13 protein-coding genes are annotated in these 17,645 nt (G+C 71.6%); 6 read left to right on the forward strand and 7 right to left on the reverse strand.

Annotated features, from left to right (window positions below; translation table 11 throughout):
* Positions 1-47: 47 nt before the first annotated feature.
* From ACFV57_RS33695 to ACFV57_RS33705, 3 genes are all read right to left on the reverse strand, one after another.
* Positions 48-1,754 (reverse strand): BCCT family transporter, encoded by a 1,707-nt coding sequence (locus ACFV57_RS33695; RefSeq protein ID WP_385240039.1) that lies wholly within the window; start codon positions 1,752-1,754, stop codon positions 48-50.
* Positions 1,755-1,867: 113 nt separating this feature from the next.
* Positions 1,868-3,190 carry a M14 family metallocarboxypeptidase gene (locus ACFV57_RS33700; RefSeq protein WP_385239995.1) on the reverse strand — a complete coding sequence of 441 codons (1,323 nt, stop codon included), beginning with the start codon at positions 3,188-3,190 and terminating at the stop codon, positions 1,868-1,870.
* Between the two features lie 106 nt (positions 3,191-3,296).
* On the reverse strand, positions 3,297-5,264 hold the full coding sequence (locus ACFV57_RS33705) for a Xaa-Pro dipeptidyl-peptidase (protein ID WP_385239997.1): 1,968 nt from the start codon (positions 5,262-5,264) through the stop codon (positions 3,297-3,299).
* Positions 5,265-5,505: 241 nt separating this feature from the next.
* Between ACFV57_RS33705 and ACFV57_RS33710 the strand changes: the two genes are divergently transcribed.
* Together ACFV57_RS33710 and sph are read left to right on the forward strand one after the other, a co-directional pair.
* Positions 5,506-7,017, forward strand: a complete 1,512-nt coding sequence (locus tag ACFV57_RS33710) for a M1 family metallopeptidase (protein WP_385239999.1) — start codon at positions 5,506-5,508, stop codon at positions 7,015-7,017.
* A gap of 159 nt (positions 7,018-7,176) precedes the next feature.
* A complete protein-coding gene (gene sph, locus ACFV57_RS33715) occupies positions 7,177-8,184 on the forward strand; it encodes a sphingomyelin phosphodiesterase (protein WP_385240001.1) in 1,008 nt (335 codons plus the stop codon).
* Between the two features lie 30 nt (positions 8,185-8,214).
* Here sph and ACFV57_RS33720 read toward each other — a convergent pair whose 3' ends face one another.
* Genes ACFV57_RS33720 through ACFV57_RS33730 form a run of 3 tightly spaced genes read right to left on the reverse strand, consistent with a single transcriptional unit; the run spans position 8,215 to position 10,995 of the window.
* The gene (locus tag ACFV57_RS33720) at positions 8,215-8,865 is read right to left on the reverse strand and encodes a LuxR C-terminal-related transcriptional regulator (protein ID WP_385240003.1); all 651 of its coding nucleotides are present in this window, start codon (positions 8,863-8,865) and stop codon (positions 8,215-8,217) included.
* Positions 8,829-10,103, reverse strand: a complete 1,275-nt coding sequence (locus ACFV57_RS33725) for a sensor histidine kinase (RefSeq protein WP_385240004.1) — start codon at positions 10,101-10,103, stop codon at positions 8,829-8,831. The genes ACFV57_RS33720 and ACFV57_RS33725 overlap by 37 nt, the downstream gene beginning before the upstream one ends.
* Positions 10,093-10,995 (reverse strand): CPBP family intramembrane glutamic endopeptidase, encoded by a 903-nt coding sequence (locus tag ACFV57_RS33730; protein ID WP_385240006.1) that lies wholly within the window; start codon positions 10,993-10,995, stop codon positions 10,093-10,095. Before ACFV57_RS33730 ends, ACFV57_RS33725 begins: the two co-directional genes overlap by 11 nt.
* A gap of 184 nt (positions 10,996-11,179) precedes the next feature.
* Here ACFV57_RS33730 and ACFV57_RS33735 point away from each other — a divergent pair, with 184 nt between their 5' ends.
* Together ACFV57_RS33735 and ACFV57_RS33740 are read left to right on the forward strand one after the other, a co-directional pair.
* A complete protein-coding gene (locus tag ACFV57_RS33735; protein ID WP_385240008.1) occupies positions 11,180-12,679 on the forward strand; it encodes an MFS transporter in 1,500 nt (499 codons plus the stop codon).
* Positions 12,680-12,801: 122 nt separating this feature from the next.
* On the forward strand, positions 12,802-13,209 hold the full coding sequence (locus tag ACFV57_RS33740; RefSeq protein ID WP_385240010.1) for a DUF3224 domain-containing protein: 408 nt from the start codon (positions 12,802-12,804) through the stop codon (positions 13,207-13,209).
* Positions 13,210-13,358: 149 nt separating this feature from the next.
* Here ACFV57_RS33740 and ACFV57_RS33745 read toward each other — a convergent pair whose 3' ends face one another.
* Positions 13,359-14,855 (reverse strand): amino acid permease, encoded by a 1,497-nt coding sequence (locus ACFV57_RS33745; protein WP_385240012.1) that lies wholly within the window; start codon positions 14,853-14,855, stop codon positions 13,359-13,361.
* A gap of 485 nt (positions 14,856-15,340) precedes the next feature.
* Between ACFV57_RS33745 and ACFV57_RS33750 the strand changes: the two genes are divergently transcribed.
* Both ACFV57_RS33750 and ACFV57_RS33755 read left to right on the forward strand, forming a co-directional pair.
* The gene (locus ACFV57_RS33750; protein WP_385240013.1) at positions 15,341-16,072 is read left to right on the forward strand and encodes a MerR family transcriptional regulator; all 732 of its coding nucleotides are present in this window, start codon (positions 15,341-15,343) and stop codon (positions 16,070-16,072) included.
* Between the two features lie 89 nt (positions 16,073-16,161).
* Positions 16,162-17,556, forward strand: a complete 1,395-nt coding sequence (locus ACFV57_RS33755; RefSeq protein ID WP_385240015.1) for an ATP-binding protein — start codon at positions 16,162-16,164, stop codon at positions 17,554-17,556.
* Positions 17,557-17,645: the final 89 nt, after the last annotated feature.

A 17,645-nucleotide genomic window follows, 5' to 3' on the forward strand; every position in this document is an offset into this window, starting at 1 on the left:
GGTCGCCCGCCGGCCCTCCCCCTGGGATCACTCCGGCCCGGCCGGTGCTACGGCTTGCCCTCCTCGGAGGCCGGGGCGGCCGCGCCCGCCGGTCCGGCGCCGGTGCCGTCCACCCCGTTGCCGGGGCCGATACGGATCTCGAAGTCGCCGTCGTAGCGCTCGTGGCCCGCGATGACGGCCAGCTCGACGACCTCCTCGCCCTTCTGCCCGCGGACGATCAGCGGGTCGCGGCGCAGGTCCTTCATCAGCGCCCAGCACATCGCGATCATCACCAGGGTGAAGGGCACCGCGACGAGGATCGTCAGGTTCTGCAACCCGGTGAGGGCGTCCCCCGAACCGCCGCCGATCAGCAGCATGATCGCGGCGACCGCGCCGGTGACCACGCCCCAGAAGACCACCACGAGCCTGGTCGGTTCGAAGGAGCCCTTCTGGGAGAGCGTGCCCATCACGATGGACGCGGCGTCCGCGCCGGAGACGAAGAAGATGCCGACGAGGATCATGACCAGGATGCTGGTGACGGTGGCCGCCGGGTACTGGTGCAGCACGTCGAAGAGCTGCCCCTCCGGTGTGGTCTCGCCGGAGAGCTTCTTGGTGTCCTGGAGATGCATCGCCGAGCTGCCGAACACCGCGAACCACAGCAGGCTCACCACGCTCGGCACGAGGATCACGCCGCCGATGAACTGCCGGATCGTACGGCCACGGCTGATCCGGGCGATGAACATGCCCACGAAGGGCGTCCAGGAGATCCACCACGCCCAGTAGAAGACCGTCCAGCCGCGCAGCCAGTCACCGACCTTGTCCCCGCTGCTGGCCTCCGTCCGGCCGGCGAGCTGCGGCAGTTCGCCGATCAGGGTGCCGACGGAGGTCGGCAGCATGTTCAGGATGAGGATGGTCGGCCCGACGACGAAGACGAAGACGGCCAGGATCAGCGCCAGCACCATGTTGATGTTGGACAGCATCTGGACGCCCCGGGCGATGCCGGAGACCGCCGACAGGATGAAGGCGACGGTCAGTACGGCGATGACGACGACGAGCAGGGTGGTGCTGACCTTGTCCATCCAGCCGAGCACCTTGATCCCGCTGCCGATCTGCAGCGCGCCGAGCCCCAGGGAGGCCGCGGAGCCGAAGAGCGTGGCGAAGATGGCCAGGATGTCGATGACCTGCCCGCCCCAGCCGTTGGCGCGCCGCCTGCCGATCAGCGGGGTGAACACCGCGCTTATGGTCTGCCGCCTCCCCCGCCGGAAGCAGCTGTACGCGATGGCCAGCCCCACGACCGCGTAGATCGCCCAGGGGTGCAGCGTCCAGTGGAAGAGCGTGGTGGCCAGGGCCGTGTCCATGGCCTGCGCGGCGTCCTTGGGATCGGTGCCCGGCGGCGGGGTGCCGAAGTGCCCCAGCGGCTCACTGACTCCGTAGAACATCAGGCCGATGCCCATGCCCGCGCTGAACATCATCGCGACCCAGGACACCGTACGGAACTCCGGCTCCTCGCCCTCCTTCCCGAGCGTGATCCGGCCGTACTTGCTGATGGCCAGCCAGATGGCGAAGACCACGAAGCCGGAGGCGGAGAGCACGAAGGCCCAGCCGCCGTTCTTGATGACCCAGTCCAGCATCGTCGACGAGGCGCTCTTGAGCGACTCGGTGGAGGTGGCACCCCAGACGATGAAGGCGAGGGTGAGCAGCGCCGTGACGCCGAAGACCACGCGGTCGGTCTGCGGAGGGCCGGTGCCGTGCGGCTCGCCGGGGAGGTCCGCCACGACCGACGCACCTCCTCCGCCGCCCGCGTCCTTGTCTGTGTCCGACACGTGTCGACCTTTCAATTGGCCAGTTTTTCCCTACCCGTTACCCCCTACCACACGGTGGGACGCGTTCAGCAGCCCTTGAGCGGAGTCGCGGCCGTAAGGTGATATTCGGCCCGGCCGTCCAGCAGCAGCGGGACGAGGGCGCGCAGCGGCTGGCGCAGCGGCACCACGGCCCCGCCGTTCCCCGTCCTGCGCAACGTCACCCCGTGCAGCACCAGTTCGTCCTTGACCTGGGCGTACTGCCTGGCGTCCAGGCGGTATGCGCACGGCGGGTCGGTGAGGACCTTGCCGGGCGCGGGAGCCTCGTTGTCCGCGCCCGCGAGATAGACGGGCCCGCGGTCGGCGTAGCCGGCCAGCCGGGCGCGGGCCGTGGCGGACTCGATCCGGGCCCGGCGCTCACCGGTGAATTCGAACAAGCCTTTCAGGCCGACCAGTTGCGAGGTGACCCGGCGGCGGTTGTTCAGCGCCGGGTCGGCCTTCTCGGCGTCGGTCAGCGCGTCCACCCGGGTCTCCACGAGCAGCCCGACGGAGTTCTTCACCCCGGCGGTGTTGCGCAGGATGCGCTCCTGGCCGTCGCCGGCCACCTGCTTGACGGGATCGCCGGTCTCCGGGTCCGTCCAGATGCCGTAGATGCCGGTACTGAAACCGGCATCGGCGGCCTCGGGCCGGACGTACTCCTCGGACAGGGTGGTTGCTTCCCGGTGCACCGCGTGGGCGGTGTTCAGGTTGCGGGGCCACAGGGACAGCAGGTCCTTCATGTAGTAGGGCACGGTCGGCCCGTATTCGTGCAGGTCGTAGACGATGTCCGGGCGGTAGTCGCGCTGCACGGCGGCCAGCGCGCGGGCCTCGGCGGTCCGCAGGGCGAGGTGGTCGCGGTTGATGTCCACCCCGGCGGAGTTGCCGCGGGTGTCGGCGGCCCGGCCGTCCGGGTTGGCGGTCGGTACGACCAGCACGCTGGTGCGTTCCAGGAAGCGCCGGGTGGCCCGGTCCCCGGCGAAGGCGAGGTCGCGGACCGTGGACAGGCACGCTTCGCGCCCGGACGGCTCGTCCCCGTGCTGGGAGCAGATGAGCAGCACCGTGTTGCCGTGCCGTACGGCGTCGGCGGGCTTCGGTGCCGGCGCGCCGATGCGTACGAGCCGGATCGGGCGGCCCTGCGCGGTCGTGCCGATCCGGTCCGTACGGACCCGTTCGCTCGCCCGGTCCACGGCGGCGAGGAAGTCCCGCTCCTCCGGCTGGGTGGTCCAGCGGGCGCCCTTGCTGGTCTCGAAGCCGGTCCGGGGCAGGTCCGGGCCCGCCGCCCCGGCGGGCGTGGCGAACGGCGAGGCCAGCAGGGTCGTGGTGAGCGCGGCGGCCAGCGCCCCGAAGGCGAGGCCGCGGGAGAGGGGTGTCACGAGGGGGTGCCTCCGGTGTCGGTCGGTGGGGCGAACGGTGGAAGCGGGCGGGCGGGCGCGGGTACGGCGGGGGACGGGGCGCGCTGCCCCGGCCCCCGCCGTACGGTCAGCGCACGTCCGGTATGCGGCTCGGCACGGGCGGCCGGACGCCGTCCTTCGGCGCCGGTGCGACGCGGGCCTTCACGCCGGTCCCCGCCGTGGCCGCGGCCAGCGCCTTGGCGCCGCCGACGACGGGCAGGCGGGCGTCGGTGCGGGCGAGGTCGAGGGTCAGGCGCGGGGTGGTGGAGGGCGGGTCGATCAGGTCGGCGTCGGTTCCGGCGATGATGAGCGCTAGCCGGTGCCCGGCGGGTACGACGTGGTCGCTCGCGGCCAGGTCGAGGGTGATCGTGTAGGGCTTGCCGGGGGTCAGCGGGCGGCCCTTGCCCGGGTCGGCCCAGTTGCCGAGGTCGGCCCAGCCCCGGCTGAAGACGGTGTGCCCGACCTGCACGGTGTTCGCCTTGGTCTCCTTGTAGCAAGCACTGTCACCGGCGGTGCTCGCGCCCCAGCAGGTGCGGTCGGCGAGGGTGGTGATGCCCTCGCCCGCGGCGCCGTAGTTGCGGATGGTGTCGGGGCCGAGGTCCACCAGGACGGCGGAGAGGTGGGCGGTGGCGGTGCTGGGGGTGGCGGTGACGGTCACCTTGCCGGAGCCGGACAGGCGCAGCGGCTGGGCCAGCGGCTTGGTGGTGAAGCCGGCCTTGGCGGGGGTGGACGTGTCGATCTGCGCCGCCCAGTCGGCCTCGTTCAGCCGCGGGTCGTCGGTGAAGGTCTCGGTGGCGCCGTGCGGCGCGCGCCGGGTGCCGAGTTCGCCGACACCGGGGGCGCTGCCGTTGCGCGGCCGTACGGTGGTGGCCGAGGTGCCGGCCGCGGGCCAGACGCGGTCGGTGGTCCACCGGTCGGGGGCGCGCTCGATGTCGGCCATCGGCTCGTCGTCGATGCCGTTGTCGTAGCCCATCAGGTAGTGGTCGAACCAGCGGTGCAGGGTGGGCACCCAGGCGGACCGGCGGAAGTCGAAGGGGTCGACGTGGCCGGTCTGGGAGAGCCAGACCTTGCGCTCGACGCCGTTGTCGGCGAGCGCGTCCCACCACTGGCCGAAGTGCTTGGTGCGGACGTTGAGGTCCTGCATCCCGTGGACGGCGAAGACGCTGGCGGTGACGTTCTCCGCGTCCTTGACGTAGTCGCGCTCGGTCCACAGCCGCGTCCAGTCGCCGGTGCGCGGCGCGCCCTCGGCGAGCTTCTTCTGCACGGCGCCGCAGCGCAGGCGCGCCTCGGGGCTGTCGACGCGGTCGGCCAGCGCGTCAGGACCGGAGTTGTACAGCGGGGCGCCCTTGGCGAAGTAGTAGTCGTACCAGGAGGAGATGGCGGCGATCGGCACGATGGTCTTCAGGCCCTCGACGCCGGTGGCGGCGACGCCGTTGGCGATGGTGCCGTCCCAGCTCTTTCCGATCATTCCGGTGTCGCCGTTGGACCACCCGGCGGCGACGCGTCTGCCGCCGGTACGGGAGTCGTAGGCGCGCCCCCGGCCGTTGAGCCAGTCGACCACAGCGCGCGCGGACTGGATGTCGGAGCGCCCGCCGACCTCCACGCAGCCGTCCGAGCGGTTGGTGCCGGCCAGGTCGACGAGGACCGCCGCATAGCCGCGCGGCACGAAGTAGTTGTCATAGAAAAGCGGGAACTGCACCGGCTTTCCGGCGCTGTCGTAGGTCTTCTTCTGGCTCTCGTTGCCCCGCCCGCAGCAGGAGTAGTACGGGCTGGCATCCATGATCACGGGGACCCGGCGGCCCTGCTGCGCGGGTTCGCGCGGCCGCACGATGTCGACGGCGACCCGGTCGGTCCGCCCGTCCGAGTCGCCGTCGATCTTCGTGTCCACCCAGACCGACTCGCGTATCGCGCGGTCGTAGGAGTACACCGGTCTGGACTCGCCGGAGGCGGCCGGGGCGGCGGACGCCGGTCCGGTGAGCGTGGTCAACAGGGCGACGGTGACCGCCGCCACGAGCGCTTTCCAGGGGATGCGGGACAACCGCGCGCTTTTGGTCACGGGGCGGACGGTAGCGCGGGGGAACTCCTGTGCGTAAGAGTGCGCCTGGCGGAGGCGGGCGAAGAGGGGCTCGCGGGAGCGCTGTTCCGGGGCGGAACGGTGTGCTCCGTGTCGTCCTGATGTCGATCATGTGTCAGCTGAGGCCATGGACATGACGGGCAGCTTCCCAGTACATAGGGTCTGAAGAACCGAAGAGATGACGAGCCGAAGGGCTCACCTCCCCTACAAGCTGGAGGATTTCGTGCGTCACAGACTCATCGTTCCGGGTGCGGCCGCCCTCAGCCTGCTGCTGGCGATCCCGGCTTCCGCGGCCAGTTACACACCCGGCGCTCCGGGCGCGGGCGACTCCTACTACCCCGAGAGCGGCAACGGCGGGTACGACGTCTCCCACTACGACCTGCGGCTGAAGTACCAGCCGAAGACGGACCTGCTGGAGGGCACGGCGACGCTGCTCGCCAAGACCACGCAGGACCTGAGCCGCTTCAACCTGGACTTCGGCCTGAAGGTCAGCGAGATACGCGTCAACGGCAAGAAGGCGGCCTTCGCCACCTCCGGCAAGCACGAGCTGGAGGTCACCCCGGCGGCGCCGCTGCCCAAGGGCAAGCAGATCAGCGTCGTCGTGCGCTACGCGGGCAAGCCGTCCGAGCTGAAGATCGACGGCTACTCCGCCTGGCACCGCACGCCGGACGGCGGGGTCATCGCGCAGGAGCCGGACTCCGCCGTGTGGTGGTTCCCGAGCAACGACCACCCGACCGACAAGGCGACGTACGACATCTCGGTCTCGGTGCCGGACGGCAACCAGACGCTCAGCAACGGCGTCCTGCTCTCGCAGTCCTCCAAGCTCGGCTGGACGCGCTACAACTGGCGCTCGGACAAGCCGCAGGCGCCGTACCTGACCACGCTCGCGGTCGGCAAGTTCGACATCACCAAGGACACCACCGCCGGCGGCCTGCCGGTGATCAACGCCGTCAGCACCGACCTCGGCCCCTACGAGGGCTCGGCGCGCGCGAGCATCGAGCGCACCGCCGAGGTCACGGAGTGGCTGGAATCGGTCTTCGGCCCGTACCCGTTCAACTCCGTCGGCGGGTACGTCCCGAACGTGCCGGCCGGGTACGCGCTGGAGACCCAGACCCGCCCGTTCTACGGCAAGGAGGCGTTCGCCAACGGCACCAACGTCTCCGTGGTGGTGCACGAGCTCGCGCACCAGTGGTACGGCGACAGTGTCTCGGTCAAGGACTGGAAGGACATCTGGGTCAACGAGGGCTTCGCCCGCTACAGCCAGTGGCTGTGGTCGGAGAAGGAGGGCGAGGGCACCGGACAGGAGCTGGCCGACTACGTCTACGCCCAGCACCCGGCCGACGACCCGTTCTGGAAGGTCAAGCCCGGCGACCCGGGCCCGGACAACCAGTTCCACGGCGCGGTCTACGACCGGGGCGCGCTCACCCTCCAGGCGCTCCGCAACAAGGTCGGCGACCGGGCCTTCTTCGGGCTGCTCAAGTCCTGGCCCACGGACAAGAAGTACGGCAACGCCTCGGTGCAGGACTTCGTGAAGTACGCCGAGAGCAAGACCGGCAAGCCGCTCGCCGAGCTGTTCGACACCTGGCTGTTCCAGCCGGTCAAGCCCTCGGCCACCGCGCTCAAGTCGGCCTTCGGCGCCCGCTCGGCCGCCCCGGCCAAGGCACCGGCCCAGCCGAAGTCCTGGAAGTCGATCCAGGCGACGAACCACGTGCACGACCACGGTCACCAGCACTGACCTGTGAAGCGGAGGGGCCCGGCGCACGACGCGCCGGGCCCCACCGCTCGCGCCACCTCCCCTCCATCTCCGCGACACCCGGAGGCCGCTCGCAAGTAAGTACGCCTGGATTCGATGTGCGGCAGATCATCCCCGCCCCTCACGCGACCAGGAGTTCTCATGCCGCACCGCACGCCACGCCGCGCTCACGGAGCGGCCTTCGCCGCCACGGTGGCCGTCGGACTGGCCGCCACCGCGTGCTTCGTCACGGCTGCCCCGGCCGCCGCCGCACAGGCGCCGCGGGCCGAGGTGCCCGGGATCGACGTGCTCTCGTACAACGTCTTCCTGATGAGCAGGAACCTCTACCCCAACTGGGGACAGGACCACCGGGCGAAGGAGATCGCGGCCGCCGGTTTCTTCCGCGGTCAGGACGTCGTCGTACTCCAGGAGGCCTTCGACAATTCCTCCTCCGAGGCCCTCAAGACCGCCGCGGCCGACCGGTATCCGTATCAGACGCCGGTGGTCGGGCGCGGGAAGAGCGGCTGGGACGCCACGGGCGGCGCCTATTCCGCCGCCACACCCGAGGACGGCGGGGTCACGCTGCTGAGCAAGTGGCCGGTGCTGCGCAAGGAGCAGTACGTGTTCAAGGACGCCTGTGGTTCCGACTCCTGGTCGAACAAGGGCTTCGCCTACGCCGTGCTGAACGTACGCGGCGCCAAGGTGCACCTGGTCGGTACGCACACCCAGTCCACCGACCCGGGCTGCAAGGCGGGTGAAGCGGCCGCGGTCCGGGCGAAGCAGTTCAAGGAGATCGACGCCTTCCTGGACGCGAAGCACATTCCGGCAAACGAACAGGTCATGGTCGCCGGGGACCTGAACGTCGACTCGCGGAGCGCCGAATTCGCCTCCCTGCTCACCGACGCCGGCCTCGTGGCGGCGGACGCGCGTACGGGCCACCCGTACTCCTTCGACACCCGGGAGAACTCCGTCGCGGCGTACCGCTACCCGGACGACCCGCGCGAGGACCTGGACCACGTCCTGCACCGCCGCGGCCACGTCCGGCCCGCCGGCTGGCGCAACGAGGTCGTCAAGGAGCGGTCCGCGCCCTGGACCGTGTCGAGTTGGGGCACGGACTACACCTACACCAACCTCTCGGACCACTACCCCGTGGTGGGCGCCGCCGGGTGACCGGCCGCACGGCCGCCCCGCGTCGTCCCCTCAGCGCTTGAGGTAGGCCAGCACGGCCAGCACCCTGCGGTTGTCGTCCGCGGACGGGCTGATCCGGAGCTTGCCGAAGATGCTCGCGGTGTGTTTGGCGACGGCGCTCTCGCTGATGTGCAGGCCGACGGCGACGGCGGCGTTGGACCTGCCCTCGGCCATCAGTTCGAGGACCTCCCGCTCGCGCGGGGTCAGCTCACCGATCATGCCGCGGGCGTCGCTGCGCGACAGCAGCTTGGAGATGACCTGGGGGTCCATCACCGTGCCGCCGGCCGCCACCCGGCGGACCGCGTCGATGAACTGCTCGGTGTTGGTGACCCGGTCCTTGAGGAGGTACCCGACGGCGCCCTCGCCGCCGGCCAGCAGCTCGTTCGCGTACAGCTGCTCGACGTACTGGGAGAGGACGAGGACCGGCAGGCCGGGGCGCCGGCGACGGGCTTCGAGGGCGGCCTGCAGGCCCTCGTCGGTGAAGGTCGGCGGCAGCCGCACGTCGACCACGGCGACATCCGGCCCCGGGCCGCCCTCGTCGAGCAGCTCGCGCAGCAGAGCGGGACCGTTGTCCACCGCGACGACCTCGCAGTCGTGCTCCTTGAGCGTCCGTATCAGCCAGTCTCTCAATATGAAGAGGTCTTCGGCGAGGACAACGCGCACGGAATCTCCAACGTCACGGTGGTGGGCCCGCCCTGCGGACTGTGCAGGTCGAGTGTGCCGTCGAAGGTATCCAATCGCTGTCGCACGCCGGTCAGCCCGGTCCCCCGCGCGGGGTCCGCGCCGCCCCGGCCGTCGTCCGTGACGGTGGCACGCAGCAGGCCGCCCTCGTGGGTCAGGACGACGGCGGCCTCCCGGGCCCCGGAGTGTTTCGCCGCGTTCGCCAGCGCCTCGCCGACCGCGAAGTACGCGGCGGACGCGACCGGCGCCGGGAGGTGCCGCGGCAGCCGGCTCTCGACGCGCACGTCGAGGAAGCTGTCGAGGGCCAGCGCCCGGACGGCGTCGCCGAGGCCCCGGTCGGCGAGGACCGGCGGGTAGATGCCGTGCACCAGGTCGCGCAGGTCCTGCAAGGCCCCCTCGGACGTGCGGCGGACGTCCAGCAGGAGTTCGCGCGCCCTCGCCGGGTCCGTCTCCAGCACGCGGGTGGCGCGGTCCAGCGTCATGCCCAGGGCGACCAGCCGGGCCTGCGCCCCGTCGTGCAGGTCCCGCTCGATGCGGCGGAGTTCGGCGGCCTGGGTGTCCAGGACCCGGGCACGGGTGTCGGTGAGGCGCTCGACCCGCCGGGCGAGCCGGACACCACGCGGTACGGAGAGCAGCGGACGGCTCACCCGGGCGTGCAGCCGGAGCACGGCGGGAGCGGCCAGCAGCCCGGCAGTCATGAGGGCGAGGCCCAGCACCAGCGCGGCGAACATGGTCGGGGTGCTGTGCACGGGGACGAACGCGTACCAGTTGCCGTCGTCGAGGACCCGCCAGACGAACGGCTGCACCAGCGCGCCGAACGCCCCGTACTCGATCAGGGCGAGGGGGACGGCGACGAGCAGCCCGCCGGTCACCGGCTCCAGCCAGGCCCACGCCAGGTCGCGCCAGAACCCCTCGTCGGCGATGATCGCGCCCGACCTCCTGCGGGCGCTTCGGGCACGGTTCACGGGCAGGGGCTCGGGTGCGGCGATCCGGACGCCCGTCCACCGTTCGGCGCGGAAGCGGGCGCGGCCGGACAGGACGCGCAGGGCCCGCGCGGCGGGCGGCAGCAGCCGGAACCCCACACCCACGGGCACCAGCAGCAGGGCGAGTACGACCAGGGAGCCCACCGCCGCCACCGCGACGGCGTCGAGGCTCGCCAGCTGGCAGCGGGCGACGGCGATACCGGCGCGGGAAGCGAACGTACGTGGCTTATCGAACATCGTCCATTATCGGGGAGATCCTGGCCGGGGCCTGTAGCCGGGCCCGGGCTCGCGCCGGTGCCGGTACCCGGGCCTGTGCCCGGCCTTGAGCCGGTACCCGGGCCTGCGTCTGTGCCCGGCCTTGAGCCGGTTCCCATGCCTGCGTCTGTGCCGATGCCCGTGCCCGGCGGACGCCCGCCCACGTCCACAGTCCCGCCGCGGCCAGGCACGAGGCGCCGAACAGCGCCATCGGCAGCACCGCGCCGGACTCCTCGTCCATGAACAGCAGCAGGCCCAGGTTGATCAGGGCGTGGAAGCCTCCCGCGAGCGGCAGCCTGACGGCCCGCGCCCCTTCGAGGGCCCACCCCATCACGACCGACATGGACACGGCCATCGTGACGAACGCCGCCGCGTACAGGGGGTGCCGCGCGAAGATCTGGACGTGCCAGGAGCCCCACACCACGCCCACCACGACCGATGTCGTGAGAGGGCCGAAGCGGGCGCGCAGCAGCGGTTGCAGGAAGCAGCGCCACCCGATCTCCTCGCCGCACGCGCCGATCAGCTGCGCCACGGCGATCAGCGCGAACGGGGCGTCCGGCCGGGTGAACCGGGGGTCTCCGGTGAGCGCCGTGTACGCGGCGACGCTCAGCGCGATGACCAGCGGCGCGGTGACGAGCAGGAGCACTCCCCGGCCACCCGGGCCCGGCCCGGAGCCGGCGAGCAGTTCCCGTACCCGCGACGGCCACAGCAGCGCGGCCAGCCCCACTCCGAGGGCGGGTCCGAACTGTGTCAACTGGATGACCTCGGCGGGTATCCCGGTCGCGGGCTGGATCGCGCCGAGCGCTCCGGCCGCGACAAAGGCAACGGTGATGAACAAGGTCATCGCCTTGATGTCGGCAGGTTTCCTTCGCATGACACCGACGATGCCGCCCGGCGGGGCCGCTGCCATTGCGTCTGGCTGCCGGGCCGGGGTGTACCTGGGTACACCCCGTGCGGAAGCGGCCTGCCGGGCACGGGGCTGTGCTTTCACGGGAGTTGCGGGGCGGCCCGTCCGGCGGCCGTTTGCCTCCTGGACACAGTGAGTCCAGGATGCTGGCGTGACCGAGATATCAGCTGATCCACGGGCCACCCCCGTACGGCCCTCCCCCACACCCGCCACCGCCCCCCGACCCGGACCGCTGCTCGCCGTGCTGCTGTCCGCCTGGTTCATGGCGCAGTTCGATTTCTTCGTCGTCAACGTCGCCGCCCCCTCGCTCGAAAGAGACCTGCACACCGGGCCCGCCGCACTGGAACTGATCGTCGGCGGCTACGCCTTCGCGTACGCCAGCGGCATGATCACCGGTGGTCGGCTCGGTGACCTCTTCGGTCACCGGCGCACGTTCGTCGCGGGGCTGATCGCCTTCGCCGTCACCTCGCTGCTGTGCGGCATCGCGGTCCACCCGGCCCAGCTGGTGGGCGCGCGGCTGCTGCAGGGCTTCGCCGGGGCGGTGATGGTGCCGCAGGTGCTCGCGACGATCACCGCGTCGTTCCCGGTGCACGCCCGGGGCCGGGCGATGGCCTGGTACGGCGTGGCCGGCGGCTCGGCCTCGGTCGCCGGGCAGGTGCTGGGCGGGCTGATGCTGGACGCCGACATCCTCGGGCTGGGCTGGCGCGTCCTGTTCCTGATCAACGTGCCGATCGGCGCGGTCGCCGCCCTGCTGGCCCTGCGCTTCCTGCCCTCGGTACGCCCGGCCCGGCGGTCCCGGCTGGACCTGCCCGGCGCGGGCGGCATGGCCCTGACGCTGGGTCTGGTGCTCGTACCGCTCGCCATGGGACGCACCGCCGGCTGGCCGGCCTGGACCTGGATCTGCCTGGCCGCCGCCGTCCCGGTGGGCGCGGCCACCGTGTACTGGCAGCGGGCCCTGACCGCCCGCGGCGGCGATCCCGTACTGGACCTCACGCTGTTCCGCGAGGGGTCCTACCTCGCCGGGGTGGTGACCGGGGCGGCCTTCATGGCGTACTGGTCGAGCGTGATGTTCACGCTGACGCTGCTGCTCCAGGGCGGTTTCGGACTGGGCCCGCTGCAGGCCGGTCTGGCCTTCGCGCCGACCGGTGTGTGCTTCGCGAGCTGCGCGCTGCTCAGCCGTCCGCTGGTCCAGCGCTTCGGCCTGCGCATCCTGCAACTGGGCAGCGTCGTCACGGTGGCCGGACTGGCGGCACTCACCCTCGTACTCCACTTCCAGCCGGACCGCGGGGCGCTGCCGTGGGTCGTCGTCGCCATGGCGGTGGCCGGGGTGGGCAACGGGCTCACCTTCCCGCAGCTGATCGGCGCCTCGCTGGTCCGGGTGCCCGCGCAGCGGGCCGGGATCGGCGCCGGGGTGCTCACCACCGCGCAGCAGTTCGGCGGCGCCGCCGGTGTCGCGGTCATCGGCGCGGCCTTCTTCGCCCTGTCCGGCGACGCACCGAGCGCCGCCGGTTACGCCCGCGCCACCATGTGGACCACCCTGGTCTCGGTCGCCCTGACCTGTGTGGTCACGGTACTGACCACGATCATCCGCCGCGCGGCCGACCGCGCGGCCCAGGCGGAGCGGTCGGCGAAGACGGGGGTCGGCTCCTGAGAACCCTGGTCATGTGCCCGGCCGCCCCTGCCACGGGCCGTTAGGCGGACGCGGCAGCCGTGTTCGGCGGCGAGGACGTGCGGGGCGCCTTGATTGTCAGACCCCCTCGGTACGGTCGGCACATGAGAGCTACGGGAACCTTCAGCGTCAAAGCGTTCGTCCCGACCGGACTGAAGCCCGATCCGGCGGTGTCCACCGGGCTGCCGGTCGGTGTCGCGACGATGGAGAAGCACTTCGAAGGAGAGGTCGCCGGGCGCTCGGCGACCTTGTTCACGGCCGCCTTCGACCAGACGACCGGCGTGGGCACCTACGTTGCCATGGAGTCGTTCGAAGGCTCGCTGCACGGACAGGCGGGCTCCTTCAACTTCGCGCACTCGGCGACGACGTCGGGCAGCGACCGCACCGCGGAGTTCTTCACCGTCGTGCCCTCAAGCGGCACCGGCGCCCTGGCGGGGATATCCGGCGCCGGCGGCATGGCGGTCGACACCGACGGCACGCACCGTGTCTGGTCCGACTACCGCCTCGGCTGACCGGCGAGCGCCAAAGACGGGGCGTCCCGGCCGGAGGGATACGGCGAAGGGCGGTCGCGGGCCCCGGAGGAGTCCCGCGTCCGCCCGCCGCCCCGGCCGTGCGGCACGGCCGTACGGTCACCTCCGGCCGGGCGGCCCCGGCCGTACGGTCATCCCTGGTCGAGCGGCCCCCGGGCCGCCGCCGCGTCCCGTTCGCGTGCGGCCGCGATGCGGCCCACCCGCCCGCGGATCGCGAACCAGCCCACGACCAGGGCCGCGCCGATGACCGGCACCAGCATCACGGTCTGCTGCCCCACGCCCTCGCTGTCGAAGGCCATCAGCACGATGACGCCGAGCAGGAAGGCGATGGTCGCGATGTCGGTGACGGGGGTGCCCGGCAGCTGGAAGCGCGGGCGGTCGACCAGGCCCTCGCGGGAACGGCGGACGAAGACCATGTGACAGACCATGATCGTGCACCAGGTGCTGATGATGCCGAGCGCCGCGATGTTCAGCACGATCTCGAACGCCTTGCCGGGGACGAGGTAGTTGAGGCCGACGCCCAGCACGCACACCGCCGAGGTGAGCATGATGCCGCCGTACGGCACCTGGTTGCGGTTCATCAGGCCCGCGAACTTCGGCGCCGAGCCCGCCATCGACATCGAGCGCAGGATGCGCCCGGTCGAGTACAGGCCGGAGTTCAGGCTGGACATGGCGGCGGTGAGCACCACGAGGTTCATCACGTCGCCCGCGGCCGGCACGCCGACGTTGGAGAGCACGGTCACGAAGGGGCTCTCGGAGCCGGTGTACTTGTTCCACGGCAGCAGCAGCGCGAGCAGGATCACCGAGCCGACGTAGAAGACGCCGACCCGCCACATGATCGAGTTCACGGCCTTGGGCACGACCTTCTCCGGCTCGCTGGTCTCGCCCGCGGTGACGCCGACCAGTTCGACGGCGGAGTAGGCGAAGACCACACCTTGCAGCACGATCACCACGGGCAGCAGGCCGCTCGGGAAGAAGCCGCCGTGGTCGGTGATCAGGCTCAGGCCGGGGGTCTCGCCGCCGACCGGGTGCTGGGTGGCCAGCAGGAAGATGCCGATGAACATGAAGACGACCAGCGCCGCGACCTTGATGATCGCGAACCAGAACTCCATCTCACCGAAGATCTTCACCGAGATGAGGTTGACGGCCAGCACCACCGCGAGCGCGATCAGCGCCATCACCCACTGCGGGACGGCGGTGAACAGGCTCCAGTAGTGGGTGTAGAGGGCGATCGCGGTGATGTCGGCGATACCGGTGGTGGACCAGTTGACGACGTACATCCAGCCCGCGACGTACGCGCCCTTCTCCCCCAGGAACTCCCGCGCGTAGGAGACGAAGGAGCCCGACGACGGGCGGTGCAGCACCAGTTCGCCCAGGGCCCGTACGACGAAGAACGCGAACAGGCCGCAGACCGCGTACGCGACGGCGAGCGCGGGTCCGGCGGAGGCGAGCCGGCCGCCGGCGCCCAGGAACAGGCCGGTGCCGATCGCCCCGCCGATCGCGATCATGTTGATGTGCCGGCCCTTGAGGCCCTTGCTGTATCCGGCGTCCCCCGCGTCCTGGGTGGTCGACGCCTTCCCCCCGTCCGGTGGCCTGTGGGCGTCTTCCTGGACGGTTTCCGTGCTCACAGCTGGTTCATCTCGCTTTCGGGCAGGCGATGGAGCCGTCTGCGGACCCACGGGTCACGTGGAGTCCGGCCGACGGCACACCTTCCCCCAGAGCCGCCCCCTCGTCTGTGTTCCGGATCACACCATGTATGAGCCATCAATAATTCACCCGGGTATGCCCGGAATAACCTCTCGCGGTCATGTCCATGAGGTCTGTATTTCGCCACGCTCCGGTCAACGCCGCTCACCCAGGAGAGCGGGACCGGCGTCGCGTTCCGGTCTCGGGTGGCCGGAAATCGCCCTTCACCATCGAGCGGGGCGCCGGGCGCGGGTGACAGGCTCGGGCGCCGTCCTGGGACCGGCTTCCTGGCGCTCCACACCCTCCGGAAGGTTTCACAGGGCTGGTGAGACAGCAATACTGTTGAACACGGACCGCGCTACGGGACGCGGCGGACACAGGGGGCGCGGGCACGCGCGCGGACGCAGCGAGGAAAGTGAGGCGCGGCATGGCCACCGGGACCGGGGAAGAACCGACGCTCACCGTCGACGAGTTGGCCGCCCGCGCGGGCGTGACCGTACGCACCGTCCGCTTCTACAGCACCCGCGGCCTGCTCCCCCCGCCCGCGATCGGCCCGCGCCGCGTCGGCCGGTACGGCGCCGCCCACCTGTCCCGGCTCGCGCTGATCGAGGAACTCCAGCACCACGGCATGACCCTGGCCGCCATCGAGCGCTACCTCGCCCGGCTGCCCGACGACCTCAGCGCCCACGACCTCGCCATCCACCGCGCGCTGGTCGCCTCCTGGTCGCCGGACTCCGCCGAGGAGGCGACCCGGGCCCATCTGGAGCGCCGGGCGGGCCGGGCACTGAGCGAGGACGACATCGACCGGCTGGCGGCGATGGACGTCCTGGAGCGCACCGCGGACCCCGACGCGTTCCGGGTCGACCCGGCCGTCCTGCACCTGGGCATCCGGCTGCTGGACGTGCCGGTCGCGCTGGAGACGCTGCTCGCCGCCCGTACCGTCGTCCAGGAGCACACCCGCTCCGCGGCGCGCGAGCTGACCCGGCTCTTCCACGACGAGGTGTGGGGCCCCTACCGGGAACGCGAGTCGGACCCCGAGCAGGTGGAGTCGATGAAGTCGCTCTCCGCGCACATGCAGCCGATGGTGGTGCAGGCGCTGGTGACGGCCTTCCAGCGGTCGATGCGCGAGGAGCTGCGGGCGACGTACGCCGAGGAGTGAGCCCGCGCCCGGCGGGCATGACCTGGGTAGCGGTCCGCGTGCGCGGCCGGTGGTGCGGGCACAGCCCTGCGAGCGAGACGAGGCCGTGGGTGGAGGGGCGCAGCATTTCCCGGGCCGAGGCGGCGGACATCCTCGCCCGGCAGGAGGACCACTTCTGGGAGTTCAAGAGCGCCCGCAGCGGCGGGGCGGTCGTGCAGGTCATCGCCGCCGCCCTGGCCAACGCCGAGGGCGGTGAGTTCGCCGTCGGCATCGAGGACCCGCGCAGCGGGCGCGGGCTGGCCCGGTGGCGCGGCTTCGCCTCGCTGGAGGACGCCAACTTCGTCCAGCAGGCCATGGTCGACCAGGTGGAGCCACCGGTGCCGTACGACATCGAGTTCCTGCGGATCGAGGGGCGCGCGGAGCTGGGCTGGGTCTGTCTGGTCACCGTCCACAAGAGCCCGGACGTGCACAAGACCGCCCGTGGCGAGGTGCCGCAGCGCCGCGGTGCCCAGTCGCGGCGGCTGAAGGGGACGCAGATCACCGACCTGTCGCTGTCCAAGGGCGCCCGGTCGTACGAGGACCAGCTGCTGCGCGACTACGCCCTTGAGGAGCTGCGGGACGAGGACGAGCTGCGCGTCTTCCTCGGCCGCTACAGTCCACGCACCCGCGCCGAGCGGTTCGTGCGCCGGCAGCGCCTGGTGGACCGCGGCGGGTCGCGGGCCACCGTCGCGGGCGCCGTGCTGTTCGCCGCGGAGCCGCCCGCCGTCGTACCGAAGAAGTGCTCGGTGAAGATAGCCCGGTACGAGACCGGGGAGCAGGTGCCCGACCGGCGGCACCTGAAGTCGGCGCCGACGACGGTGGACGGGCCGGCGCGGCTGCTGATCGACCGGACGCTGGCCGCGGTGACCCGGATCGTCCAGTCGGTGCCGGTGCTGGGCCCGGACGGCTCGCTGTCGCCGATGGCCTATCCGCCGGAGGCGCTGAAGGAGATCATCGTCAACGCGGTGATCCACCGGGACTACAACCTCTCCGACGACATCCTGATCTCGGTCTTCGACAACCGGGTGGAGGTGCGCAGTCCGGGCCGGCTGCCCGGCCATATGACGCCGGACAACCTGTTCACGGACCGCTTCGCGCGCAACCCCACCATCGTGCGGCTGCTGAACAAGTACCCGGACCCGCCGAACAAGGACATCGGCGAGGGCCTGGACACCGTGCTGAGCACGATGAAGGCGGCGAAACTCAAGGAGCCGCGGTTCTCCGTGGAGGCGAACGCCTTCGTCGTGGTGCTGGAGCACACCCCGCTCGCCCGGCCCGAGGAGCTGGTGCTCCAGTACCTGCGGTCCAACCCGGAGATCCCCAACCGCATCGCCCGCCGGATCACCGGCATCGCCTCCGAGAACCGGATGAAGCGGGTCTTCCACCGGCTGCGGGACGCCGGGCAGATCGAGCCGGTGCCGGACCGGGCCGGGTCCCGTGCGGCATGGCGCCTGCGGCGCGACTGACCGGCGGTGTGCGGTGCGGGGGGGGGGCGCCCCGCCGCCCCGCGCGCCCCCCCCCCCCCGACCCCGAGCCCGGACAGCGACCCCCCCGC

Source organism: Streptomyces sp. NPDC059788 (assembly GCF_042732265.1).
Classification (GTDB): domain Bacteria; phylum Actinomycetota; class Actinomycetes; order Streptomycetales; family Streptomycetaceae; genus Streptomyces.